This is a genomic window from Coprobacter secundus subsp. similis (assembly GCF_015097275.1).
Lineage (GTDB): Bacteria > Bacteroidota > Bacteroidia > Bacteroidales > Coprobacteraceae > Coprobacter > Coprobacter secundus.
Map to the genome: position 1 here is coordinate 4,007,252 of NZ_AP023322.1, position 23,937 is coordinate 4,031,188.

Sequence of the window (23,937 nt, forward strand, 5' to 3'; positions counted from 1 at the left end):
TTGTTTTATTTTATGCTTTTCCAGTTTTTGATTTTATGTCCCCATATTGCAAAGAAGATGAGATAGAGGAAACAGGGGATGAGTACCCAATATCCGGTGCGTACATCGTAATGGTCGGCCAGTATGCCGTATATCATAGGTAAGAATGCATTTCCACAAAGTCCCATTACGAGTAAGGAGGACCCTAAGTTGGTAAAGCGCCCTAACCCGTTGATAGCCAATGGCCAGATACCTGCATAAATCAGAGCATTGGGCAATCCCATCAGTACGAGAAACCAGATGGACAGGTCGGTTCGATGTCCGAATAAGGTGATGTCGCCTGAAGCGAATATTACACCTAAAGAAAATATAAGCCCTAATGTCGTGCATAGAATTAGGGCCCTGGTCTGGGATATAACTTTGGGAATGAATAGTACACCCAAGAAGTACCCGATTAGGGTGCAAGTAAGAGTATAGGAAGGGAATACTTTGGCTTCGACAAGCCCTATGCCCATACTTTCGGCATAACCGATAATTGTATCTATGGCAATAACTTGAGTCCCGACATGCAGGAATATGGCCAATGCTCCTAAAATAAGATGCGGATATTGCAAGATGCTGTTTTTTTCGGTTACAGTACTGTCTTCTTCGTTATTTACTTGCCGGGTATTGATTTCGGGCAGAGGCGAACGATAGATTCCTATTCCGAAAAGGAATAGCAGGATAGCCAGCCCGGTGTATGGGAGCATGACTCTTCGGATGAGTTCGTCCAATATCGCTTCCCGTTCGGGGCCGACAATCAGATTTTGATTCAGTTGGGCAAATAGCTCGTTGTCGGTGGTACGTAAGACCAGTGCTGCAAAGATAAGTGGAGATATGATTCCGGCAAATTTGTTACAAAGCCCCATGATGCTGATACGTCGGGCAGCACTTTCGATGGGGCCTATGATTGTTACATAGGGATTAGCTGCCGTTTGTAGAATGGCCAGTCCGGTGCCGAGAGTAAAAAGACCGGTAAGGAACAGGCCGTATGTACGTGTAGAAGCTGCAGGGACAAATAGTAAGGCTCCTAAAGCCATGGCCCAGAGCCCATACATCATTCCTTTTTTGAATCCGAATTTATTGAGCAGTATAGATGCCGGAATAGCCATCACAAAGTATGCAATGTAAAAAGCAAAAGTCACCAGATAAGATTGGAAGTGTGTCAGTTCACATGAGATACGGAAATATGGAATGAGTATGGCATTTACCCAAGATACGAAGCCAAATGTGAAAAATAATCCTCCCATAATGGCTATGGAGATGATAAAGTTTTTCTTGTTCATTATGGGGTCGTGTGTTTCGTTCTGTGTTGTCATGCTAATGTTTGTGAGGTTATCAGTACAGGTTTATTTGAAATCTCCGTATTTTATTCCGACTTTGTCCCAGTGTTTCAGGAGTCCTTGCAATGCATTGGAGAATCGGGTGAAGTTTTTGCTTTCTGGAGCTGTCCATCCAGTTTCGGCATGTGCTGCAATTCGAGGAAATATCATTTTTTGTGCGCTTTCACAGGTGGGTAGCCATTCGGTCCACATTTGGCAACCTAAACCGAGTATGTGTTTTTTGAGTTCGGCCGGAATATTTTCCGGAATGGGAGAGAAGGAATATGCTTTTTCAAGCGGGGTTTTCTTGTAAGTATAGTCGAGATAGGTGTAGATATGGTAAGAATTTACGATATCGAATCCTTTTTCTAATGTTTTTCTTATAAGGGTACTGTCTCCTTTCCAGAATTGAACGATGGTTCCCGGTGCCAGTTGTGCACTGCTTCCGGTTTCGTCTTCTGCTTGAAAATTGTGAATTTTGTCTCCGGTTATATCGTTCCAGCCAATCATTCGTTTACCTTTTTGGCTAAGCATACGAGATATCTTGTTGGTGAAGTCAATTTGAAGTTCAGCCGGATTTTTGATTTTGTTTTTTTCCATATATTGCGTGATGGCCGAGGATGCTTTCCAATGGTCATATTTGACTTCGTCACCGCCAATGTGAATGATAGGTGAAGGGAACAGGTTGATAACCTCATCCAATACGCCTTCGATGAAGGAGTAAACTTCGGGATTAGTAACATCCAGAATGTCGTAGTTTACTCCGAATTTACAGGGAACGGGTATTGGCTTGCCTGTACAACCGAGCCAGGAATATGAGGCGATAGCTGCTCCGGCATGCCCCGGCATTTCTATTTCCGGGATGATACGTATATGCAGCCGGTCGGCATAACGGATGATTTCTTTAATCTCTTCTTGAGTATAAAATCCGCCATGAGGTTTTTGCAGATATTTATTACTACGGGAGTTTTCGAGTTGAGTGGAGTCTCTGAATGCTCCGATTTGGGTCAGGAGCGGATATTTTTTTATTTCTATGCGCCAACCTTGGTCATCGGTCAGATGCCAATGAAAAGTATTCATTTTCAGAAAGGCCATTTCGTCTAACAGTTGTTTTACACATTCTTTTCCTTTGAAGTGTCGGCATTCGTCAAGCATGAAAGCACGCCAGGGAAAAGACGGTCTATCTTGTATCGATACCCCCGGTACAACTATTTGTTTGTTGTCGATACGGATGAGTTGCCGAAGAGTTTGTATTCCGTAAAAAATCCCGGTAGGTGATGAGGCTGAAATATGTATGGTTTGGGAAGAAGTCTCCAGCGAATAGGCTTCTTTTCCTTTTATTTTGGATGAGAGATCTAAAACGATACTGTTTTTTGTTTTGATACCGGTGGCCAAAGCGCATTGCAGTCCTTCTTTTGTGAATATCGATTGCAGATATTCAGCTTCGTTTTTCAGTAACGGGTTGTAGCAGATTTCTATTTTGGTTCCTGAACGATATTCGTTTTGTGTTTCTTTTATCGAAAGCGGAGCCGGAATAACAGAGATTTCGGCTATTGTTTCGAGAGTGAAAAGCAATGTGATGAAGGTATATAATATTCGGCTCATGTCGATGGTATCAAAAGATTATAGTAATTGTATTTATACTGTTTTTTTCTTTTTGGGATTGGAGCAGTACACCTCTTGTTTCAAGAGGTGTACTTGTCGGGCTTCATTATGGTATGATTATTTTGTGTACCGATTTGCCATTGGCGTTTTGCAGAGAAATAATATACATTCCGGCTGTATCGACGGATAATGTGTATTCTCCTGATACGTTTCCGGTTGTACATATTTGTCCGTTTATATTGTATAAAGTGTAATTGGTAGGAATGGAAGTTTGTAAATGAATCGTATTCCCATTTGCAAAAACTATATCTTTGCCCGTCTTCTCGTTTTCCTGTTTTGTAGCTATGAACGGGGTCAAAGAGATATCGTCGATATTGTATCCGATGAGTCCAGCTGTTTTTTGGATATGGAATTTAATATTTACCGGTTCTCCGGAATTAATGGGTAAGCTGATTTTTTCGTAAGAAGTTCCGATTTCGCTATCGGGAATTGTTTTAAGTTCAATCCAATTGTTGCTATCAGAGGTCTTTTGATAGGATACTGTCAATATGGCGTTGGCATTGTCACCTCTGTTTTTCAGGTAGAAGGAGAGAATACCGGCCGAAGTGCAGTTGTCTATTGTAAAGTAGTCATCGGTAAAATCACTGCCCTTGGGCCGGATAGAATTGTTTCCGAAAAATACTCCATTGTTTTGTGCTGCATTGGCATCTATAATCCAGTTTGTTTTATTGGGATATGTAAATTTTTCGGGACGGTCTTCGGATGCAAATCCTTCGCGAAGGATTTCGTTACTTTCTTCGAAAATGATTTTATACTCTCGGGTAGAGATACCGTCGGCAGCTGTAACATTGATTGTCGTGGTGCGTTCTGGCTCCGTACCGTCTATTTTAGTAGCAGCGGTAATTTTTACCGATGCTTTGGTATCGGCAGGGGTAGCCGTAACTTTGGGTATTGCAGCACCTTTGGCCAGGGTGATATTGTAGGTGAGGATTCCTGGGTCGAATTCTTTCAGGGTGGACCCTTTTACTATTATTTCAGATAGTGTACAGATAGTTTCGTCTACAAATTCCACTAATTCTATATCATCGAGAAGAAAATAATCCGATGTTTCACCATCTGTGCCGGCAGTCGATTTGGGCCAGAATATCAGTTTGTATATTCCATCTGTTTGTATGGTGAACGTATATTCCTGTTTTTCCCATTCCTTTCCGTTGTTATATTCTTTATTTAGCATTGATGGCGACGCAAAGATATTTTTGTCGGAAGGAGAGGTTGCTACAGCACCGTTCAGTTTTTCTCCGTTTTCAGTCAGTGTGATATTGGCTAAGGTTCCTTTACCTCGGGTATAGAACGTCAGTTTGTACATTTTTCCGGCCGATAAGGGTTGTAATGTGGGTGTGAACATGCGGCTTACATTACCGGATGTGTTACGGGCGAATACGGAATAGTTCCCTTTATGAGGTGTACCGGTTCGGTATAAGGTCAAGTTACCGTCTCCGGTTTGTGAGGTCCATCCAGCAGGAATTCCTTTGTCGAGTCCTGTGTCAGTAGATATGCCTTCCCAAGTTTCAAAATCCCCGTTCGATATCAGATTTTGTGCTGAAATGGGAGTCGATAATCCGGATATGAGTATTAGGGATAAAAATACTTTTCCGGCTAAATGTCGTAGTTTTATTTTCATAGCGTTTATTATTTTGAGATATGACAAATGTCCGTATCATTGTTAAGAATGGCTTGCACCATTGTTCAAAAGATTATAAATATTCTTCAAATTTTTTTGTTTTAAGGAAATGATACACCCCTGTCTCTTTTCAGAAAGAGGAAACCTATAGTTGTTACAAGGAACAGGGGCGTATACGGTGTTATGAAAAAGGTACACTTGAGAAAGAGCTATTTTTCTATTTTTACTTTTATCATAAATTGAGAAGCTGCCAGATTATTTTCGGTCCGTTTTACAAAATGGTCATATGCGATTATTACCCTTTTGGTCACTCCATCGATAGGTGTAGCATATACCCCGACGTCTTCAGTCGGTGTTTCGAAATTACCGGAAGTTAAGGACGCAATTTGTTCGAAATTGGTCGGCAATGTTTCGGCCAGCATATCGTCAACTGTAGCTTGGTCAAAAGTACTTCGTTTTATTTTAGCTGCTTTTTTGAAATAGCATCCTTTTACATTTTCCCATTTATCGAGTCCACAAGTCGCATGTTTGAATTTGGTGATGCTTTGTTTCAAAGAGGCTACCCGTATAACCGTGTTTGTACTGTATGATGAGAATGCGATATCGACTTCCTGCCAGTTTGCCATACCGTCACAATAATCGTAGGCCCTGGCCTGTGATGCAGAGAAGAAACATCCGGGAGTAGAGTCGCCGTGATTAGGAGCACCGTCGAGAGACATCAATACTTCGTGGTAATAATATCCTACATGTACATCGTACGAGATATTACTTTTTTTATTGTTGATGTCAGTCGCTTCGATTTTGATACCGGCAAGAGTTTTATCAGCAGTGACGGATTCATTAAGTGTTACGTTTTTATCGTTTGTGATATTCAGAGATTTTACGGTTTCTTCACCGGTGCGGGTGGTCGTTATCAGTTTTATATCTGTTATGCCTGATAGGGATGTGATGTTTCCGGTTACAGATAGAGTTGAGTTGATATCGACACCGTTGAACTCTTTTTCTTTTTGATTTAATGTGATTGTCGGTGCAGGGGCCACTTCTTTCACAATGATTTGTTTTTCGGTGTTGCTCTTTTTCCCGAGTTCGTCCGTAGCCTCGACTATAAGGCCTGTGACATCGACAAATACATTTTCTAATGTTACTTCAAAGTTGTGACTGCTTATGGAAGGGGAAAATTCTTGTTTTTCTCCTATTTGTACCAGGCCATCTTGTGTGCGTTTAAGGTATCGAACAGATACCAGTTTCGATTCAGTGGTAATAGAACCTTTTACGGTTACATCGCTAAACTCATCGGCATTAATCGGAGTATCGCCTCCGTCGAATGTGACTTGAGGAGCCGGAATTTCAGTAAAGTTTACTTTCAAAGTACCGACTTTTACCTTGATACGGTCAGAAGGCCCGGCTCCGGCTTTTGCCTTTAATGCGGTAGTTCCTACTTTGAATTGAAATCCGTCATCCTGAAGATTCAGTGTATAACTTTGTTCGCCATTTGTAAACTTGAGCGTATCGTTTCCGTTGATTTTTATTTTTTTCTCTACTCGGTTTACCACCTCGGAGAGTACGAGGTATTGTAGATTTTCTTCGCTTTCTATTGTTATCGATATGTTGGGCATCATGTCTCCTTCGCGGTAATTGATTTCGTTGATACCGTCGTTGAATGTTACTGTCGGAGCGTCTCGCAATGGGATTACTTCGAAAGGTAATGTTGCTGTTGTCGTTTTTCCGTTTTCGTCGGTGGCGATAACCTTGAATCCTATCATGTCTTCACTATACACCGGGGTTTGACTCAAAGAGTAACTGTATTTGTTGAAAAATGATACAACTTCTTTTTCCAGAGCAACTTCTACATCTCCGGTTTTCTGTATGAATGTCTGTACGCTTTTAAGTCCTGCTTCAGCGTTGATGACACAGACAATCGGCGGATTGGTCGCTTTATTCAAATCGACCGTCAGATTTTCGTTCATGAATAATATTTCAGGTGCGGCAGCAGCCTGGTCTGCATCGTCATTGCAGGAATACCATGTAGCACATATACATAGTATCAGTATTAAATTGGACAGAAGTCCTGTCTTTATATATTGAACTTGTTTCATGGCTATAAAAATTAGGGTTTATATACAATTTGTGTATCGACAACATGGACAACTCCGTTCGTAGTAAGGATGTTGCTGGTGATTGCAGTAACGGGAGTGCTGTTTCCTGCCATGTCATTGATGATAAGTCGGGAATATTGTTCGATAGAGTTTTTGTTGTTCAGCCTTAATGTCATGAAAGCATCGGGTGATTTCCAAAGTGTAATCACATATGTGGGGTCGAAGTTGAGTGTTCCCAATCCGTGGTAGTATCCATCGACTGTATGGTATAACAATATGTTTTTCAAGGTTTCTTTGTCCATATCTTCAATAGAGGCAGCACCATAGTTCGAAAGGATTCCGTTTGCCCCCTTAAAGGCATCGTTGTGCAGGAGCAGATAGGTATATTTCCTGTCGTTCTGTGTATAGATATTAATATCTATGCCGGAGTGTTCTATGGCTCTTTTCAGGGAAGAGAATGCATCAGGACGCGATTGGATAAATTCCCAGGTATTCATATATACGTTGTTATCGATGTTGGCGGGCTCGTAATCGTAGCTCGACTGTATACCCAGACAACCGCTGAATAAGAAACAGCACAGGGCTGCTGTGAGTGATAAAACTATATTTTTCATTTTGCTTCGGTTTTTAGGTGTTAATATCCAGGATTTTGTTTCAGGTTCAGATTTTGGTTCAGATGGTCTCTGTGGATGGGAAAGAGTACTTTTCGTTCATCAGACATTCCATTGATGGGTTGCATCACTTCTTTCCATCGGTTACAGCGTACGAGGTCAAACCATCGTTTACCTTCTCCTAAAAATTCTTTTTGCCGTTCGTCCAGTATGGCATCGAGTACTTCGTCGCTACTGACAAAATCGCTGACATAATATGGATTCTCTCCTGCTCGTGTGCGTGTACGGTTGAGTTCGGTAATGGCTTCCGGTGTACGGTCGAGAGCATTGAGGGCTTCGGCATATAAGAGTACAATGTCGGCATAGCGGTAGATGACTAGGTCGTTGTCCGAGTATATACGTCCGGTACCGGTAAAGATAGTGCCATCGGGCCAGAATTTGAATTTGAGCTGCGACTTGCCTTCGCCTATATCTTCCCATTGGGTGGAGCCGAATCGTTTGTCCAGTATGCCATACATGCCCTTTGCTTTGTCGGAAAGAAAGACGCGAGGTTGTGAACTTGCGAAATAACTGATTGACAGATTTTCTCCATTACCTAATTCATCATAAGCTACTTTAAAAATGACTTCGATAGGAATCTCTGCGGTTTCGTCATCAAAAAACATAGCGCGCCAGTCTTTTTCGAATGTCGTAGGTTCGAGAGCCGACAGCCCCCAACGGTTCTTGCTGAGCAAGTCTACTTTTTCTTCTTTTACGGCTACGACTTTCTCGTATTCGTGAAGCCATGCATAAACGTCCATCATCAATACACATACTGTAGCTACATTGGTTCGAGTACGTTTTGTCGCGGTTTTATCGATGAGGTAATATGCTTTTTCAAGGTCAGGGAGTATAATTTCTTGGAAAATGCGGTTTTTGTCTGTACGCTCTCTATATATGCCTTGTGAAATCTCTTCTATCGGTTCGGTGTACATGGGTACATCACCCCATACCCGTACAGCATAAAAATAGGCCCATGCTCTCATCGCATATGCCTCAGCGAGAAGATTGTTTTTGGTACTGGCTGTCATCGTAATGTTGGGTATGTATTTAATAGCAGCGTTGGCTCGGCTGATAACGTTGTAAAGGTTGGTCCAATATGCAGCCTGATTATCATTCGACATGGTATTGTATATCATTTCTTTCTGGTCGAATGCATCTTTGTCGTGTGGAACGTAATTATCGGCTCTTAGTTCTCCCCAGTCCCAAAGTCCCGGAGACATAGCTTCGGCAAAAGCACTGTATATAGCTACTATCCCGATTTCTGCGTCTGTCCCGCTTTGCCAGAAACTTTCGGCTGTAAGGTCACTAATAGGTTTCTCATTCAGAAAATCGCTACATGAAGAGAATGTGAGTAATGCTGAGAATAATATAATAAGTTTATTTTTCATCGTACAATAAATTTTTAGAAGGTTATATTAACTCCAAATCCGTATTCTCTTTTTCTCGGATAACGGTTCTGGTCGATACCGAGAGTCAACGGGTCGCCTGTGTTCAGGGAAAATTCGGGATCATATCCTGTGTAGTTGGTAAATGTCAATAGGTTATTGCCATATATATATATGGTCGCAGCTTTCAATAAAGCTGGTTTTATCCAGTTCTTGGGCAAAGAATAGCTAAGTTTCACGTTACGAAGTTTTATATAGGAGCCGTCTTCTATATAGAAACTCGATGGCGGTAGTCGGTTATGTTCTTTATTGATAGGAGCCGGATATTTGGCTATATCGCCCGGTTTTGTCCACATGTTGTGTATTGCATCAGGAGAAGGGGTTGCTCCGTCATAAGAAAATTTGTTACGTTTAGCCTCGGCATAATTATATACATCGCCTCCTAAAGAGTAGAAGAATGAGATGTATAAAGAGATACCTTTGTAAGACAAGTTGGTGCTGAGGCCTCCGAATACGTCAGGTTGGGCACAGCCTATCTTGGTTTTGTCGGCAGAGTTTATCGTTCCGTCGCCATTGGTGTCGAAAAAGTCGACATCACCGCCTTTCAATACGCTTCCGTCAGAACTCTTTTTTTGTTGTACGGTGCCTGTATATTCTTTGTCACCTAAATAGTATTTACCGGTAAATGTGCCGTTTGAGAAGACCGGGGTCAGGCGTTCCCAGTTGTCACTGAAGGCGTTCGATTCGTCATAAGCGAATATTCCAAGGTATTTGTATCCGTAAAATTCACCCAGTCTGGCATTTTGTTGCACATAGATGGCTTCGTCCATACCTTTATAAAATGGAACTCCATCGGCAATTTGAGTGATTATGCTATTGTTTTTGGCAATATTGAAGTTGACCGACCATGAGAAATTTTTGTTACGAAATATGTCGTAATCGACAGTAAATTCAAAACCTTCATTGGTCATGGCACCGACGTTTTTACGCATTGTTTTGAAACCGGTTTCTTTGGGAACTTCTACTTGGCATAACAGTTTGTCCGTATTTTTTTTATAGTAATCGGCAACAATTCTGAGTTTGTTGTTCAGCATACGTAAGTCAAGTCCGATATTGTACTGTGTAGTTTCTTCCCAGCTGAGTCCGTTGTATGCCAGGTTACTGGCTGCAATTCCCGATACGCCTTCATAGATGTAGTTGGGGCTGTAAAGTTGCCAAGAGTCATAGTCTCCGATTTCCTGATTACCGGTAATACCCCAGCTGGCTCTTAATTTGGCATCACTTAAAAAACGTTTGCTCCAGCGCATGAATCTCTCATCGGAGAAACGCCAACCTACAGATGCTGATGGGAAAGTACCCCAACGATTTGACGAGCCAAAACGAGAAGACCCGTCGAAACGGATGTTGGCATTCAGCAAATATTTTCCTTTATAGTTATATGAGGCTCTACCGAAAAATGAGGCCATTTTGTGGCGATAAAACCGGGTATATGTTTTTTTCGTATCGAATAGAGAAGCTGTATTCAGCGTATAAATCATGTCGGTGGTGTAGTCGAGACCTACTATGTTCAAGTTTTCGCGCCCCCAAAATTGTACACTATTACCTACCATGACATTTAGTTCGTGATATTTGAATTTATCGTTGTAGCTGAGATAGTTTTCATTGGCCCAGTCGTAACTTATTTCCGAAAGGTCACGTCCTGTACTTCTCTCTTCGGTTGATAATTGAGGTGTAGTGCGGAAAAATTGGCTTCGGTCGTTTAAATAGTTTCCTTGTATGTTTGTATTGAATTTGAATTTACTGTTGAAACGCACTTCTACATATTCGTATATTGAAGCCCGGTAGTTTTGAGCTTTGTTTACATCATCCATGGCAACAGCATAGGGATTGCGCCGGCTGCTGATGTTGGGGACGTAACTCCCGTCGGGATTGAATATTGCCCAATATGAAGGTCGTTCAAGGGCTTGGTTTAAAACACCGTCTTCAGAAATACCGTTTTTATATGCAAAACTCAAGTGTACTTTGCTCCCCAGTGTAATGTATTTATTAGGTTTGTATTCGGTATTGATACGAGTGGTGAAACGATTGTAATTACTGTTTACCATGATGCCTTTATCGGATAGGAATCCGGCACTCAGATAGTATTTGAAAGCATCGGATGCTCCACTGGCACTTAAATCAACTTGGTCGCGTGAGGCTGTACGGAAAAGCAGGTCTTGCAAGTCTATGTCTTGATTATTGAAAAAAGCCAGAGAGTCTTTGATGTCGTACCCATTGACTCCACCAGTCAGTTCGCGTCGTACCCGGTCATAGTAACGGCGTTCGTCTCCATTAGCTTTAGGCATTTTACGACTGAGTGTACTGAAACTTTTGAGGTAACGGATGTCGAGTCTCGGGCGGGTTTTTTCTCCTTGTTTTGTCGTAATCAAGATAACACCGTTGGCTGAACGTGAACCGTATATGGCAGCTGATGCCGCGTCTTTCAAGACTTCGATAGATTCTATATCGGCAGGGTTTATATCTTCGATGGATTCAAAAGGGACACCATCTACAATGTATAGGGGTTTTGCCCCACCTTCGAATGTGGATGTACCCCGGATACGGATATCTGCCGCTTCTCCCGGAGCCCCTGACCCGGTAGTGATTTGTACTCCGGCAGTCTGTCCTTGCAATGCATCTGCAATAGAAATTGCATTTCGCTGTTCTATTGTCTCAGATGATATGGAAGCGATGGCTCCGGTTACATCTCGTTTTTTCATTGCTCCATAACCTACAACAACAACTTCGTCCAGCTCTTTTATTGCTTCGGTCATGATTAGGTTTATAGTGGTCTTTTTATTTACGGTGATTTCTTCACGGTTAAATCCGGTGTAGAAAAATTGTAAAACGGCATGTTGGTCGGGGACAGTGATGGTATATTTGCCATTGATATCGGTAAGTGTACCTTTGTTTGTACCTTTCAGTAGAATACTGACACCAATAAGCGGTTCTTTTTTGGTGTCGGTAACGGTACCGGATATTTTTATCCCCTCGGATTGTGCCAATAACGGGATATTCAATACAGAAAGAAAAAAGCATATATATGCTGTTTTCAAAAAGTAATGAAAGGGTAGTGGTAAGAGATTTGGTTTTTTCATATAAAGCTCATTTAAAATTTGTTGTTATAGTTTAGATATTAAAAGACGACCGTCAAAAAAAATAGTATCATGACGGAGATAAGGACAATATAAATGAGTCCTATAAAATCAAATTTATTTCCAGTTGTTTTCAAAGCATAAATGTTTTCTGCAAAGCAATCGAAAAAACATGGAACGGACTTGAAATATTATTCATAATGTTATAAGAATTCTTCAAATATTTGTTTGTAAAGCTTTGTGAACAAGTTTGTAAAGATAATCGCAATGTTTTTATCGTTTGAAAATAAATCGGAGGTTTGTGAGTTAAATTTTTCGATTCGTAGTAACAGGTCTATTGATTCAGTGTTTTATCTTCATTCAAAACGTGATGGGATGCATTTTATTGTATGAGTTTTGAAGAACTGTATTACCGGTATTTTTGTTATATAACCAATAAAAAATTGATAGTATGGGTAAAAAAGCTATAAATCTGAACCGGTTTTCAATGATTGCCAGTTTGTGTCTTTTGTCGGTATTTTTGTGTATAACTTTATTGGCTGCCAATGGTGAGCAGCATACGGAACATTGTGCCGAAAGAAAAAGTATGTTACTAAAGATGATGGATTCTATGATGACAGAGATGGACTCGGTCTCTTTGGACGCATCTGTTTCCGGTGATTTTTTACGACAGATGATTCCGCATCACCAGGGAGCAGTAGAAATGGCTGAGTATGAAATCAAATATGGTAAGAGTCCGGAGATGATACGGCTTGCTCGAAAGATAGTGACAGCTCAACAACAGGAAATTGCCGAGATGGAGACGATGTTGAAAAACTATCCGTATAAAGAAGGAGAGACTGTGCCGATAAAATATGTTGATGCTATGACTAAGATAATGATGGATATGATGCATCAGACGCCAACAGATATGGAGTTGAAAGGAAAGGATGTCGATTGTTCCTTTGCTATGGTCATGTTGCCACACCACCAGGCTGCAGTAGATATGGCAATGGTATTTCTAAAACTTGAGCCTCAATCACAGCTTGTTACTTTTGCTCAAAGTATTGTATCTGATCAGAAAAAAGAGATAGAACAGATGCAGAAATTTATCGAAAATGATTGTAAATGATTGTTTCTTGAAAAATATTTACAATAAGGTTTCCCGGTCTTTTTGTGTGAGACTTTTGATTACGATATTATAGGAGTTTTCTACAAGCTCCTTAATTTTTTTGTCGGGTACATCTTGATTGAAGTATACACTGATCCAGTGTTTCTTATTCATATGCCATCCTGGCTTTATACCTATATAATCGGTTTGTAATTCTCCTATTTTATCGGGTTGGCATTTGATACAACAAAAATCAAAAACCTCGATATTTACAAAACAGAACCATTTATCTCCGATATAAAAACAAAGTACGTTACGGCTGTAAGGGTCGGTAACATTCGGGAAAGGCATTTTTTCATGTACGCCTTTAAATGAAAGACAGTATTCTCTGAATTCTTCAACATTCATATTTTATAATAAAATAGTAGAATTGAATTTTTTGTTTCATGGTACTAAGTTAGTGTTTATTCATGGAATTTTGGATAAGTTTTTTTTCTTTGTTACGAATAAATTTCTGCTTTATAGAGAAAAATCGAACTACTAAGTTTTGTTTATCAGTGAGTTATGGTTGTAATTAATACTAACCTTTTTTCGATTTTGCAAAGAAACAACTATTTGTGGAACGGAAAAAGTTGGGTTAGCAAAGGGAATTGTTTTTGTCTGAATCCAAATTTGCTAACTTTGCAAATAAAAGTAAGTAACTATTTATGCAATATAGATGATATTGCCGATATATAAAAATTGCAGAATATGTTGAAGAAAGAAGAGAAAAATTCAATTATCGAGATTTGCCCTATAAGGAATGTCGTTGCACGTTTCGGCAATAAGTGGGCATTGTTGGTCGTTCTGGTTTTGAGCGAACAGGAGATAGTGCGTTTCAATGAATTGTGCAGGTTGATACCGGATGTTTCGTCACGTGTATTATCGGCTACGCTAAGAACACTAGAGGCTGATGGATTGGTTTCTCGCAAGGTTTATCCGGTCGTACCACCCAAAGTGGAATACCGATTGACCGATATTGGACAGTCTTTGGTTCCGTTTATTATCCAGCTTACCGAATGGGCACAAACCCATATGAAGACTATCGTCAAGCACCGCAAAAAATTTGAGGTTGAAAGCTTGTCTGAATAGAGGATATTGATTATAATTGTCAGTATTCTCAATCATCTGCTCTCGGTGGGTCGATTGCCTCCTGCTAAAAGAGGATTTTTGGGAGTAATTGGGTATATAGTTGACCGATAATTGATACTGACAAAATCGGGAGAGTAGAATTCTCTGATAATTGAAGTTGTTTTTTATTTGCTATATACTTGCTTGATGTATAAAAGGGATAGCGGAGAATTAAATATATGAGAACATTACATTATATATTATTTGCTGTATTTATTTTTATTTTTTTGTGTGCAGCCCAAAGGCATGAGTCTTCTTTCAGTAAGGAAGAGAAGATGATTATTGGAACCGATAAAGACAGTATTATGCGAGTCTGGTTGACAACCAACTATGAAGATTCTTTATTTCTACGTCGGAAAGCAAAACTTCTATCGGAGAAAGAAATACGCTCGTCTTGTTTCGAAACGTTGAAAAAAAGAATGTTATATACCGTTAATGATACGGTGCAACCGGGGGTGGGGATTGCAGCACCACAGGTGGGGATAAGCCGTTGTCTGATTGCTGTACAGCGTTTTGATAAACCTGGGGAACCTTTCGAATTTTATATTAATCCTCGTTTGGTTTACATGTCGGAACGAAAAAAAGTAGGGAAAGAAGGCTGTCTTTCTATACCTGACCGTATGGGAATGGTCGCCCGTTCTACAGATATTGTGGTAAGATATGTCGATGAGAGCACTCTGCAAGAAAAGCAAGATACAGTAAGCGGATTTACTGCTGTGATTTTCCAGCATGAGATAGATCATTTATCGGGAATACTTTATATTGATAAATTATCGAATTGATTATATTATGAAATCTATATATAAGACAAAGGGTACATGCAGTACTCAGATTGAAGTCGAGGTGTGTGACGGAGTTGTAAAGAATGTTTGTTTTCGAGGCGGGTGTAGCGGTAATCTTCAAGGTATTTGCCGGTTGGTAGAGGGTATGCCGGTGGAAGAAGTGAAGCATCGTTTGAGCGGGATACGTTGCGGCAATAAGCAAACGTCGTGCCCTGACCAGTTGTGCAAGGCTCTTGATGCTATGGTATCGGAGTAACATAAATTTATAGGACATATTTGTAATCGTTATAGATTGATATAATTCATTTTTATCGAGTTATAAATTCGAGAGAGAGGCTTCTCTTAGGTAGGGGATATTTCCTTATCGGATTTTTATTCTTTTATGAAATTTACTGTTATCTTTTTTTCTACTTGTTTGTTATACAGATATGAAGATAACAGATAAATATTCGTATAAGGTATTGAGCCGGGTCGTTAACCGGGTGAATAAAAGAAGAGGCGGGGATGCGGACTATCCGTATTTCATCATTGTATTACTGATACTCCGTTATTTTTATCAGGTGTTTAATTCGCCGGTAGGTATTGTCCGGGGTGGAAATCCTCCTCAGGATTTGTTTTATAAGACAACAGCCGAACAGTTTGACATTTTTACTTTTTATATGATGTATGAGCAGTCGCGATGGTCATATTATATTCAGGCTGATAAGAGTATTTCATTGACGGATTCTCTTTTGGAGACGATAGAGAATATGAAATGTTTTTTTGCCAATTTAAAGGAATCGTTGTCATATTTCGATAATGTAATATTCTCTGATGAGGCTCTGTTACGAGAGGTAATTCGTAATATAGATAGAATCGATTATCGGGTGAATGGAGTTGTCAGCAAAGATTTGTTGGGAGAAATGATGTCTTATGTCTTGTTACTTTTCAGTCGTAATCAGGACAGATAAATGGATGTATGTAGAGCCAGTTTGAATTTTCCGATAAAAGGAAATTCTCGAAGTTGGTATGAGCAAAATTTGAACAGGATATTATTTTTCGGGTATTTTCTTTTCGCGTTTGTTCCTACTTGGCAGTTGCGATTTCTTTTTTTCATCCGGTTCTGTATGTAAAATATATTTTTGGTAATAGGCCAGCAAGAGAGTTGTTAAAGGCAGGGCTATAATCATGCCTATGATGCCTAATAGGCTTCCCCATATAGAGAGTGAGAGTAGAATAATTGCCGGATTAAGCCCTGTAACGTGACCCATAATACGAGGAACCAGAAAAAGATCCTGGATAAGTTGTACTACGATGAATACAACCAAGCAGGCAGCGAACAGTACCCAGAAGTTTTCATTTGTTTCGGCAGATTTTAACAGACAGAGAAGTATTGTGGGAATGAATCCTATGATTTGCAAATAAGGGACCATATTCAATAGTCCGATAAATAATCCGAGGACGATGGCTAATGGCATCCCTACGATTAGGAAGCCGATACTGAACAGTATTCCTACGATGAAGGCGACCAATGCCTGACCTCTGAAATAGCGGTTCATACTTACTTGCACGTCGCTGAGGATAGATAATACCGGACGACGATATTGGCGGGGAATCATGTTTCGGAATCCGCAAATGATTTTATCGTAGTCAAGTAAAATAAAAATAAGGTATATAAGAACGATAAACCAGCTTACAATCGTAATTATTTGACTTACTGACCCAGAGATGATAATCCAAGTTTCAGACAAGGCTTTTTTTACCAAATTTGACCAGTCTTCTTTATTCATCATTCCGGCAATACGTTCAAAATCGATATTCTCCTGTATAAAAAGTTTCCAGCTTTCAGGCAGGAAAGGAATGTTGTATTCGTTGTCTGAATAATCTTGTATCATTATTTTTATTTTGTCTATTTCATCGAGAATCGAAGGGATGAATATCCAACCCAGTAAAGAGAAAAATAAAATAATGGAAATAAGGGCCGTTACGATGGCTAAAAAATTGTTACGTATGTGGCATTTCTTTTTGAAAAAGTCGACTAAAGGATGGATGAGATAAGCGAGAAGCCAGGCAACAAGAAATGGCAATAGAGCTCCTTTCAGTAAATCGATAAGATAAAATATCCCTACAACGATAGCTATAGTAAAGAGTATGCGTATAACGCGGTCGAAAGTATAAGGTCGTCGAGAAATGTACATACGTGGCGGTCTTTTTATGATTTATGGGCTTCGTGCTTTTTATTATAACAACTGCGGCACAGTGGTTGATATTCTCCTTTTTCACCTAATAATACCCGTTTGTCATTGTCGACCAGGCGGTGGGAATAGTTGGCCAGATGTCCGCATTCTACACAAATGGCATGTACCTTGGTTACCTCATCGGCAATGGAAAGCAGCTTTGGCATAGGTCCGAACGGTTCTTTTTTAAAGTCCATATCTAATCCTGCTACGATAACTCGTGTACCCTGGTCGGCTAATTGGTTACAAATATCTATTATGCCGTCGTCGAAAAATTGAGCTTCGTCTATACCTACGACATCTACTCCGCTTGATAATAGAAGAATGCTACCGGAGCTGTCTACCGGAGTGGAAGCTATGGAATTACTATCATGGGAGACAATGTCTTCTTCTGAGTATCTTACATCGATAGCGGGTTTGAAAATTTCTACCTGTTGACGAGCTATTTTGGCTCGTTTCAACCGACGGATGAGCTCTTCGGTTTTTCCCGAAAACATAGAGCCGCAAATGACTTCGATACGTCCCCTGCGGTGAGTTTCATAATTTTCTTCAGAAAATATCATGTGTAAAGGATTCGAATATCGTTAATATGTACAAATGTACGCAGATTTTTTATTTATAGTTTCATTGGCTGCTATAAAAATTTGAAAGGGTTTGTTTTGATATTGTTTTTGGTTTTTATGAGGGTGATAACAGGCTGTTTGACGAATGAAAGTGGGAAAATATTCTTGGAAGAAAACATAACCGGGTTATTTTTAGAAACAATAATCTTTCTTCTCGGAAAGTGTGTTGGGATAAGATGCACGGTTTGGGATGAGATGATTTTGCTACTGTTTGGTGAGGTGTTGTTTTTGATTTTAGGTGGCTATGTACAGGCGTCACACACCCCGGCCCCTCTCGAAGTGCCCCCAAAAAGTTGGACAAAAAACCCAATAAAAACAGTGCAATAATGAAACACACCTTAGAAGAAAAGCGGGACATAGTCAGGCAAATCAAGAGAGGCCGTCCCCTCTCGAGCCTGTGCAAGGCCCTACATCTCGACCACCATATGGTCAGAGACTGGCTGCTGAGATACGAAAAGTACGGAGACCAAGGCCTCCGAATACGTACCCCAAAATACCACTTCAACACCCAAGAAAAAGAAAGAATAATATGGGAACATACAAAAAAAAGAATATCTTTGCAAGAACTGAGCCTCCGTTACGATGTAGACCGCAGTACCATAAAATCCTGGCTGAGAAAGGCCCGCACAGGAGGTTCCCTTTACCGGATAAAACAGCCGAGACCCATGGCAAGACCCAAGAAAAAAGAACCACAGACAGAACTGGAGAAACTCCAGGCAGAAAACCTGCGGCTCAGAGCCGAGAATGCGCTGCTAAAAAAAGTGAAGGCCTTAGTCGAGGAAAAGAAAGCCCGGGCACGAGAGAATGGGCAAAAGCCATCGACGAACTAAGGCCGGAATACCCCCTTGACTTATTGCTAAAGTTAAAAAGGATGGCCCGTTCAGTGTTCTACTATCATCTTAAGCATCTGAAAGACAAGGACAAGTATGCACACGAAAAGGAACTTATCAAATCCATTTACCATGAACATAAGGGCCGGTACGGTTACCGTCGGGTGACGGCCGAGATGCGCAACAGAGGCTTCACGACCAACCATAAGACCGTACGGCGGCTGATGGATGAAATGGAGCTCAAGAGCAGAATCCGCAAAGTCCGTTACCGCTCATACAGGCACCAGTCCGGCAAGACAGCCCCCAACATCATCGCCAGGAACTTCAGGGCCGAAGCCCCCAACCGCAAATGGGCCACGGACGTGACGCAGATAAACATCGGTCCGGCCAAGCTGTACCTTTCGCCGATAATAGACATGTTCAATGGAGAAATCATCTCATATAACCTCTCCGAAACCCCCAACATGGAACAGATTTACGATATGTTGGACAAAGCCTTTTCCCGGAATGACGACCTGGAAGGACTAATCCTGCACTCCGACCAAGGCTGGCAATACCAGCATTACGGCTACCGCCAACGGCTCGAAGAGCGCAACGTGCTCCAAAGCATGTCACGCAAGGGCAATTGTCTGGACAACGCCATGGCCGAGAGCTTCTTCGCCATCATGAAGTCCGAGCTGCTCTATGCCGAAAACTTCGAATCCCCTGAAGCCTTCACGAGAGCTTTGGAGGAATATATCGATTATTATAACCATAGGAGAATAAAATCCCGGTTAAAGGGAAAGAGCCCGGTACAATACCGGACTCTTTCCATTACCGGATAATGTATAACCCGTCCAACTTTTGGGGTGCACTTCACTCTCGAGAGGGGAGGTTTTGGATGGTGCTTTCTTTTTGGTAATGGGCTGTTTGAGTGGGGAAGTTTCCCCTCTTGAGAGGGGATTTAAGGAGAAAACGATAAATAATACCAAAACAAAAAATGTCTGTGCAAATTTTGAGCGGACTCTAAGAAAACGTTATATATTTGTATTTATGATTGAGAGCCAGTCTGAATTTTCCAGTGAGAAGATTAATATATCCGGATTTTATCGTTTTTTCAGTCTGTTTTCTTGTTCCTCTATACGTTACGTAGTTCTTATCGGAACAAAAAATATCTCGGAAAAGGGCTTGTAAAAAAAATGACTATGTGGAATTTAGACAGGATATAAGATATTGAATATATTTATGTTACGAAAAGTTTGGGGTAAATCGATTGGTATAGTATTGTTGTGTTATATGAGCATGACAAAGTTTGCATTGTATGCAAACGAAGGAATCTTGCATTTTATAAAGTCTCCTGAGTTGTCGGTTGCTTCGGTAGGTTATTGCTTGCTGGATGCAACGACCGGAAGAATGATACATTCTTATGATGAGGAAAGGGCTTTGTTACCTGCTTCTGTGTTGAAGGTAGTGACGACTGCTACGGCTCTTGATTTGCTTGGACCAGATTACCGTTTTGCTACAAAGGTCGGATATACAGGGACAGTAGATAAAGACGGAATATTGCAGGGGAATCTTATTATCCGAGGAGGTGGTGACCCTATGTTGGGGTCGGAATTCAGCCGGTATCCGCAAGACCATTTTTTGAATAAATTGTTTGTTGCTGTTCAAGCTGCCGGTATTAAAGGAATCAAAGGACGTGTTGTGTGTGACGATTCGTTGTTTGATACAGAAGGTGTATCTCATAAATGGTTGTGGGAGGATATGGGTAATTATTTTGCGGCAGGAAGTTATGGGTTGAATTATTCTGATAATATGTACAGGCTCATACTCCGGTCGGGCACTGTGGGTACTGCTCCGCAAATTTTGGGGACGAAACCGGAGATTCCCGATCTTATGTTCTCCAATTATTTGCGGGCGGCAGCTAATGCTATCGATAGTGTTTATATCTATGGTGCTCCGTTTTCCGGTCAGAGGTATTTGTATGGGACGTTACCGGCTAACCGCTCTACTTTTACAGTAAAGGGAGATATTCCAGACCCGGCATTGTATTTGGGACAAGTGGTTTCGGGGATGTTTGTATCGAAAGGTATAAAAGTGCAAGGTAAACCGATTACGGTAAGACTGTTGCGGGAACGAGGGGAGACGTTTTCGTATTTTGGCATGCATCAGTTATTGAGTTTTTCGTCCGATAAGCTTATAGATATTATTACCGTCACCAATAAGCGTAGTAACAATCTGTTTGCAGAGACATTATTGAAACAGATAGCCCTTACTCGTTATCCGATAGCGTCGGCATCGCGCGGAATAGAGGTTGTATCCGGGTATTGGAGAGAGAAGGGTATAGATGTTTCGTCTCTTATGCTTGCAGATGGCAGCGGTCTGTCCCCTGTAAATCGTATTTCGGCGGGTGCGGTAGCCCGCATATTGTTTTCTATCAAGAATGGGAAGAATGGAGATTCTTTTCTTCGTACTTTGCCTAAAGCGGGAGAGGAAGGTACGGTAAGAAATTTATTGAAAGGAAGCCGACTCAATGGTAGTTTGTATCTGAAAAGTGGCAGTATTATGGGGGTACAGTGTTTTGCCGGATATTATATAGGGCAGAAGCCATATATTATAGTACTTATGGTAAATAATTTTACCGGTCCTCGAAGTATATTGAGGAGGGATATTGAGCGATTGTTCCTTTCTGAATTGTCCGGAAGATGATATAGATTAGTTTACCGGTATGAAAAAATAAGCCGATGGATTGTTAAAACCGCTTTTTTATATTATGTTTGTGTAACAAAAAGAATAAGATATGTCCCGGGATATCCGAATACAACCGATTTTGGACGATCTGGCCGAATTGAAAGAGTTATTATTGGTGATCGACCAGACTCCCTCAACCCCTGAAATTTTATATAAACTGGCAGGAGAAAAGGCTCAGGCTTTGACGGATGCTATATTTTTATTGCATCACGACGTCAAGCAAAAAGTGTCTGAGCAGAAAGACAATGGTGTGAAAGAAAGCCGAGATGTTGAGGTTTCTGTGATACCGGACTTGGGTTATCCAGAAGAACCTGTTATCGATGATGAAGAAGTGCCATTTGTGGTAGAATGTACGCCCTCTGTTGATGAAGAGCAAGAGGAAGAGGTGGTGGAGGAAATTTCAGATGATACTGAAAGGACTTTGAATGAGGAACAAAACGGACAGAATATTGTTTCTAAAAATATAGCAGAACGGGAAAGTGTATGTCAGATACAGGAGCCGGAGAGTGTTGCAGTACCGAAGTTTACAGAATCTGGAGACATTGGGAAAGACGTTAATGCTGTCGACGCCGTAGTTGATAAAACAGTTTTTCCGAAAAATGTTGATGCGGAAATTTCGGTAGATGAGGCTTTACAGAGAAAAAGAGCCAAGGACATACGTAAGGCAATGACGTTGAATGACCGTTTTCGGTTTCGTCGGGAACTGTTTTTGAATAGCGATGAGGTGATGAATTCTGCTATAGATGCACTTGGGGAGATAGGTACATTTGCCGATGCTGAAACTTTTTTGCAGGGCCAGTTTGGATGGGATCCTGAAAATGCAACGGTTATCGACTTCATGTCACTGGTAGAGAAACGTTATTTATAGAAGAAACATTATGGCAAAGTTATATATAGTACCCACTCCGGTAGGGAATCTTGAGGATATGACGATGAGAGCTATACGTATATTGCAGGAAGTCGATTGCGTCTTAGCCGAAGATACCCGGACCAGTGGTATATTGATGAAGCATTTCGATATTAAAACTCGTATGCAGTCACATCATAAGTTTAATGAGCATAAGACTGTGGAAGGTGTGGTGGAGCGTATCAAAGGAGGTGAAAACATAGCCCTTATCTCGGATGCAGGTACGCCGGCTATTTCGGACCCGGGTTTTTTGCTGGTGCGTGAGTGTCGCAGAGCCGGGGTAGAAGTAGAATGTCTGCCGGGGGCTACAGCTTTTGTTCCGGCATTGGTAGCATCGGGATTGCCTAATGACAGATTTTGTTTTGAAGGTTTTCTCCCACAGAAAAAGGGGCGGGCTACGCGGTTGGCCGAGTTGGCGGAAGAAAAGAGGACCATGATATTTTACGAGTCTCCTTTTCGTCTGGTAAAAACTCTCCTTCAGTTAGTTGAAGTTTTCGGGGGTGACCGGGAAGCTTCGGTCAGTCGTGAGATATCAAAGGTACATGAGGAGACGGTAAGAGATACTTTGTCGGAGCTTGCGGCTCACTTTACTATACACGAACCTAAAGGAGAGATTGTTATTGTAGTGGCTGGGGTTCCAGGCAAGGAAAAAAATAAAGAAAAAGACAACCCAAATAAGTTCTCTGAATTTTAAACACGAAAGATTATGAAAAAGATTCTTTTATCAGTTGCCGTGATGGCGTCGATGATGTTCACGGCTTGTAATTCCAAGTCGGGCGATGTGGAAAAACTCCGGCAAGAGAATGATTCTTTGGTACAGCTTAATGCTCAGACCAAAGCTGATTTTGATGAGATGTTGCAGTTGATGAATGATGTGGAAGATGGTTTTAGGCAAATTAAAGAGGCTGAAAATTATCTGGTCGTGCAGAGTTCGGCAACCGGCGAGGTAGATATGACTACTCGGGAGCGTTTGAAATCTGATATGCAACTGGTGGCCCAGACATTGAAAGATAATAAGGAAAAGCTGGCAAAATTGCAAAGCCAGTTGAAGAATAGTAAGTATCAGTCGTCCCAGTTCCAGAAAACAGTGGAACGATTGAATGCTGAGATCGAGAGCAAAACAGCCATGATTGTTTCCTTGCAGGAAGAGTTGGCAAAACGTGATGTGCGTATACAAGAGCTTGATAACGCCGTGTCGGAGTTGGCCGGTCAGGTAAATACTCTTTCTGAGGAGACCGAGAAACAGAAAAGCACTATTTCGTCTCAGGAAAAAGAGATAAATACGGTTTATTATGTATTCGGTACGACAAAGGAACTGAAGGAACAAAAAATCATTTCAGGTGGTGGATTATTTAAAGCCAGCGAAGTGATGAAGGGAGACTTCAATAAGAATTATTTCACAAAAGAAGATTTACGTACGTTCAAACAGGTTTCTTTGGAAAGTAAAAAAGCAAAATTGCTTACTACACATCCCGAAGGTTCGTATACTTTTGAGAAAAATGACAAAGATTTGTTGACTTTGGTAATCACTAACCCTACGGAATTTTGGAGTTTGTCTAAATATCTTGTTATAAAAGTAGACTGATTTGTGTCTGTGAAATCATATTTTGTAAAAAGAATTAAATAAATCGAAACAGAGCGTAGCGAATGGATGAAAGGGCATTTGTTACGCTCTGTTTGTTTAATAGGGCAGGA

20 protein-coding genes and 1 pseudogene are annotated in these 23,937 nt (G+C 40.9%); 11 read left to right on the plus strand and 10 right to left on the minus strand.

Features of this window, described 5'->3' with window-relative positions:
- Positions 1 to 5: 5 nt before the first annotated feature.
- The 7 genes from Cop2CBH44_RS15820 to Cop2CBH44_RS15850 all read right to left on the minus strand — a co-directional run bounded on the left by Cop2CBH44_RS15820 (position 6) and on the right by Cop2CBH44_RS15850 (position 11,897).
- Positions 6 to 1,337 carry a sugar MFS transporter gene (locus Cop2CBH44_RS15820; RefSeq protein ID WP_021930057.1) on the minus strand — a complete coding sequence of 444 codons (1,332 nt, stop codon included), beginning with the start codon at positions 1,335 to 1,337 and terminating at the stop codon, positions 6 to 8.
- A 30-nt stretch (positions 1,338 to 1,367) separates the two neighbouring features.
- On the minus strand, positions 1,368 to 2,945 hold the full coding sequence (locus Cop2CBH44_RS15825; RefSeq protein ID WP_021930056.1) for a beta-N-acetylhexosaminidase: 1,578 nt from the start codon (positions 2,943 to 2,945) through the stop codon (positions 1,368 to 1,370).
- Between the two features lie 106 nt (positions 2,946 to 3,051).
- The gene (locus tag Cop2CBH44_RS15830) at positions 3,052 to 4,626 is read right to left on the minus strand and encodes a T9SS type A sorting domain-containing protein (protein WP_200755191.1); all 1,575 of its coding nucleotides are present in this window, start codon (positions 4,624 to 4,626) and stop codon (positions 3,052 to 3,054) included.
- Positions 4,627 to 4,835: 209 nt separating this feature from the next.
- Complete coding sequence (locus tag Cop2CBH44_RS15835) at positions 4,836 to 6,722, minus strand: hypothetical protein (RefSeq protein ID WP_021930055.1); 1,887 nt, start codon at positions 6,720 to 6,722, stop codon at positions 4,836 to 4,838.
- Positions 6,723 to 6,733: 11 nt separating this feature from the next.
- Positions 6,734 to 7,336, minus strand: coding sequence for a fasciclin domain-containing protein (locus tag Cop2CBH44_RS15840; RefSeq protein ID WP_021930054.1), 603 nt, complete (start codon positions 7,334 to 7,336; stop codon positions 6,734 to 6,736).
- A 20-nt stretch (positions 7,337 to 7,356) separates the two neighbouring features.
- Entirely contained in the window at positions 7,357 to 8,763 is a 1,407-nt protein-coding gene (locus Cop2CBH44_RS15845; RefSeq protein WP_200755192.1) for a RagB/SusD family nutrient uptake outer membrane protein, read from the minus strand.
- Positions 8,764 to 8,777: 14 nt separating this feature from the next.
- A complete protein-coding gene (locus Cop2CBH44_RS15850; protein ID WP_200755193.1) occupies positions 8,778 to 11,897 on the minus strand; it encodes a SusC/RagA family TonB-linked outer membrane protein in 3,120 nt (1,039 codons plus the stop codon).
- Positions 11,898 to 12,345: 448 nt separating this feature from the next.
- On the opposite strand from Cop2CBH44_RS15850, the gene Cop2CBH44_RS15855 reads away from it, so the two are divergent.
- On the plus strand, positions 12,346 to 13,005 hold the full coding sequence (locus tag Cop2CBH44_RS15855; protein ID WP_021930051.1) for a DUF305 domain-containing protein: 660 nt from the start codon (positions 12,346 to 12,348) through the stop codon (positions 13,003 to 13,005).
- Between the two features lie 18 nt (positions 13,006 to 13,023).
- On the opposite strand, the gene Cop2CBH44_RS15860 is transcribed toward Cop2CBH44_RS15855, so the two are convergent.
- The gene (locus tag Cop2CBH44_RS15860) at positions 13,024 to 13,392 is read right to left on the minus strand and encodes an MmcQ/YjbR family DNA-binding protein (RefSeq protein ID WP_021930050.1); all 369 of its coding nucleotides are present in this window, start codon (positions 13,390 to 13,392) and stop codon (positions 13,024 to 13,026) included.
- A 342-nt stretch (positions 13,393 to 13,734) separates the two neighbouring features.
- On the opposite strand from Cop2CBH44_RS15860, the gene Cop2CBH44_RS15865 reads away from it, so the two are divergent.
- The 4 genes from Cop2CBH44_RS15865 to Cop2CBH44_RS15880 all read left to right on the plus strand — a co-directional run bounded on the left by Cop2CBH44_RS15865 (position 13,735) and on the right by Cop2CBH44_RS15880 (position 15,886).
- Complete coding sequence (locus Cop2CBH44_RS15865) at positions 13,735 to 14,115, plus strand: winged helix-turn-helix transcriptional regulator (protein ID WP_021930049.1); 381 nt, start codon at positions 13,735 to 13,737, stop codon at positions 14,113 to 14,115.
- A 218-nt stretch (positions 14,116 to 14,333) separates the two neighbouring features.
- A complete protein-coding gene (gene def / locus Cop2CBH44_RS15870; RefSeq protein ID WP_200755194.1) occupies positions 14,334 to 14,936 on the plus strand; it encodes a peptide deformylase in 603 nt (200 codons plus the stop codon).
- A 7-nt stretch (positions 14,937 to 14,943) separates the two neighbouring features.
- On the plus strand, positions 14,944 to 15,192 hold the full coding sequence (locus tag Cop2CBH44_RS15875; protein WP_200755195.1) for a TIGR03905 family TSCPD domain-containing protein: 249 nt from the start codon (positions 14,944 to 14,946) through the stop codon (positions 15,190 to 15,192).
- Positions 15,193 to 15,364: 172 nt separating this feature from the next.
- Entirely contained in the window at positions 15,365 to 15,886 is a 522-nt protein-coding gene (locus Cop2CBH44_RS15880) for a hypothetical protein (protein WP_055099747.1), read from the plus strand.
- Between the two features lie 81 nt (positions 15,887 to 15,967).
- On the opposite strand, the gene Cop2CBH44_RS15885 is transcribed toward Cop2CBH44_RS15880, so the two are convergent.
- Both Cop2CBH44_RS15885 and Cop2CBH44_RS15890 read right to left on the minus strand, forming a co-directional pair.
- Positions 15,968 to 17,113 (minus strand): AI-2E family transporter, encoded by a 1,146-nt coding sequence (locus Cop2CBH44_RS15885; RefSeq protein ID WP_021929327.1) that lies wholly within the window; start codon positions 17,111 to 17,113, stop codon positions 15,968 to 15,970.
- 14 nt (positions 17,114 to 17,127) lie between these two features.
- Entirely contained in the window at positions 17,128 to 17,715 is a 588-nt protein-coding gene (locus tag Cop2CBH44_RS15890) for a thymidine kinase (RefSeq protein WP_021929326.1), read from the minus strand.
- 386 nt (positions 17,716 to 18,101) lie between these two features.
- On the opposite strand from Cop2CBH44_RS15890, the gene Cop2CBH44_RS15895 reads away from it, so the two are divergent.
- The 6 genes and pseudogenes from Cop2CBH44_RS15895 to Cop2CBH44_RS15920 all read left to right on the plus strand — a co-directional run bounded on the left by Cop2CBH44_RS15895 (position 18,102) and on the right by Cop2CBH44_RS15920 (position 23,827).
- Entirely contained in the window at positions 18,102 to 18,605 is a 504-nt protein-coding gene (locus tag Cop2CBH44_RS15895) for a helix-turn-helix domain-containing protein (protein ID WP_200755196.1), read from the plus strand.
- Positions 18,590 to 19,429 (plus strand): annotated as a pseudogene (locus tag Cop2CBH44_RS15900) (IS3 family transposase); the annotation flags it as partial. The gene Cop2CBH44_RS15895 and the pseudogene Cop2CBH44_RS15900, both read left to right, overlap by 16 nt.
- A gap of 400 nt (positions 19,430 to 19,829) precedes the next feature.
- Positions 19,830 to 21,293, plus strand: a complete 1,464-nt coding sequence (dacB, locus tag Cop2CBH44_RS15905) for a D-alanyl-D-alanine carboxypeptidase/D-alanyl-D-alanine endopeptidase (RefSeq protein ID WP_055099773.1) — start codon at positions 19,830 to 19,832, stop codon at positions 21,291 to 21,293.
- 91 nt (positions 21,294 to 21,384) lie between these two features.
- Positions 21,385 to 22,203: a DUF8457 domain-containing protein gene (locus Cop2CBH44_RS15910; RefSeq protein ID WP_021929324.1), complete on the plus strand. Its 819-nt coding sequence runs from the start codon at positions 21,385 to 21,387 to the stop codon at positions 22,201 to 22,203.
- Between the two features lie 10 nt (positions 22,204 to 22,213).
- Positions 22,214 to 22,936 (plus strand): 16S rRNA (cytidine(1402)-2'-O)-methyltransferase, encoded by a 723-nt coding sequence (rsmI, locus tag Cop2CBH44_RS15915; RefSeq protein ID WP_021929323.1) that lies wholly within the window; start codon positions 22,214 to 22,216, stop codon positions 22,934 to 22,936.
- 12 nt (positions 22,937 to 22,948) lie between these two features.
- The gene (locus Cop2CBH44_RS15920) at positions 22,949 to 23,827 is read left to right on the plus strand and encodes a Cbp1 family collagen-binding glycoprotein adhesin (protein WP_021929322.1); all 879 of its coding nucleotides are present in this window, start codon (positions 22,949 to 22,951) and stop codon (positions 23,825 to 23,827) included.
- Positions 23,828 to 23,937 lie beyond the last annotated feature (110 nt).

Excerpts from the sequence above, each read along its gene's own strand:
- Cop2CBH44_RS15820 (WP_021930057.1), bottom strand. The coding sequence starts at position 1,337 with ATGACAACACAGAACGAAACACACGACCCCATAATGAACAAGAAAAAC.
- Cop2CBH44_RS15825 (WP_021930056.1), bottom strand. The coding sequence starts at position 2,945 with ATGAGCCGAATATTATATACCTTCATCACATTGCTTTTCACTCTCGAA.
- Cop2CBH44_RS15830 (WP_200755191.1), bottom strand. The coding sequence starts at position 4,626 with ATGAAAATAAAACTACGACATTTAGCCGGAAAAGTATTTTTATCCCTA.
- Cop2CBH44_RS15835 (WP_021930055.1), bottom strand. The coding sequence starts at position 6,722 with ATGAAACAAGTTCAATATATAAAGACAGGACTTCTGTCCAATTTAATA.
- Cop2CBH44_RS15840 (WP_021930054.1), bottom strand. The coding sequence starts at position 7,336 with ATGAAAAATATAGTTTTATCACTCACAGCAGCCCTGTGCTGTTTCTTA.
- Cop2CBH44_RS15845 (WP_200755192.1), bottom strand. The coding sequence starts at position 8,763 with ATGAAAAATAAACTTATTATATTATTCTCAGCATTACTCACATTCTCT.
- Cop2CBH44_RS15850 (WP_200755193.1), bottom strand. The coding sequence starts at position 11,897 with ATGAAAAAACCAAATCTCTTACCACTACCCTTTCATTACTTTTTGAAA.
- Cop2CBH44_RS15855 (WP_021930051.1), top strand. The coding sequence starts at position 12,346 with ATGGGTAAAAAAGCTATAAATCTGAACCGGTTTTCAATGATTGCCAGT.
- Cop2CBH44_RS15860 (WP_021930050.1), bottom strand. The coding sequence starts at position 13,392 with ATGAATGTTGAAGAATTCAGAGAATACTGTCTTTCATTTAAAGGCGTA.
- Cop2CBH44_RS15865 (WP_021930049.1), top strand. The coding sequence starts at position 13,735 with ATGTTGAAGAAAGAAGAGAAAAATTCAATTATCGAGATTTGCCCTATA.
- def (WP_200755194.1), top strand. The coding sequence starts at position 14,334 with ATGAGAACATTACATTATATATTATTTGCTGTATTTATTTTTATTTTT.
- Cop2CBH44_RS15875 (WP_200755195.1), top strand. The coding sequence starts at position 14,944 with ATGAAATCTATATATAAGACAAAGGGTACATGCAGTACTCAGATTGAA.
- Cop2CBH44_RS15880 (WP_055099747.1), top strand. The coding sequence starts at position 15,365 with ATGAAGATAACAGATAAATATTCGTATAAGGTATTGAGCCGGGTCGTT.
- Cop2CBH44_RS15885 (WP_021929327.1), bottom strand. The coding sequence starts at position 17,113 with ATGTACATTTCTCGACGACCTTATACTTTCGACCGCGTTATACGCATA.
- Cop2CBH44_RS15890 (WP_021929326.1), bottom strand. The coding sequence starts at position 17,715 with ATGATATTTTCTGAAGAAAATTATGAAACTCACCGCAGGGGACGTATC.
- Cop2CBH44_RS15895 (WP_200755196.1), top strand. The coding sequence starts at position 18,102 with ATGAAACACACCTTAGAAGAAAAGCGGGACATAGTCAGGCAAATCAAG.
- dacB (WP_055099773.1), top strand. The coding sequence starts at position 19,830 with ATGTTACGAAAAGTTTGGGGTAAATCGATTGGTATAGTATTGTTGTGT.
- Cop2CBH44_RS15910 (WP_021929324.1), top strand. The coding sequence starts at position 21,385 with ATGTCCCGGGATATCCGAATACAACCGATTTTGGACGATCTGGCCGAA.
- rsmI (WP_021929323.1), top strand. The coding sequence starts at position 22,214 with ATGGCAAAGTTATATATAGTACCCACTCCGGTAGGGAATCTTGAGGAT.
- Cop2CBH44_RS15920 (WP_021929322.1), top strand. The coding sequence starts at position 22,949 with ATGAAAAAGATTCTTTTATCAGTTGCCGTGATGGCGTCGATGATGTTC.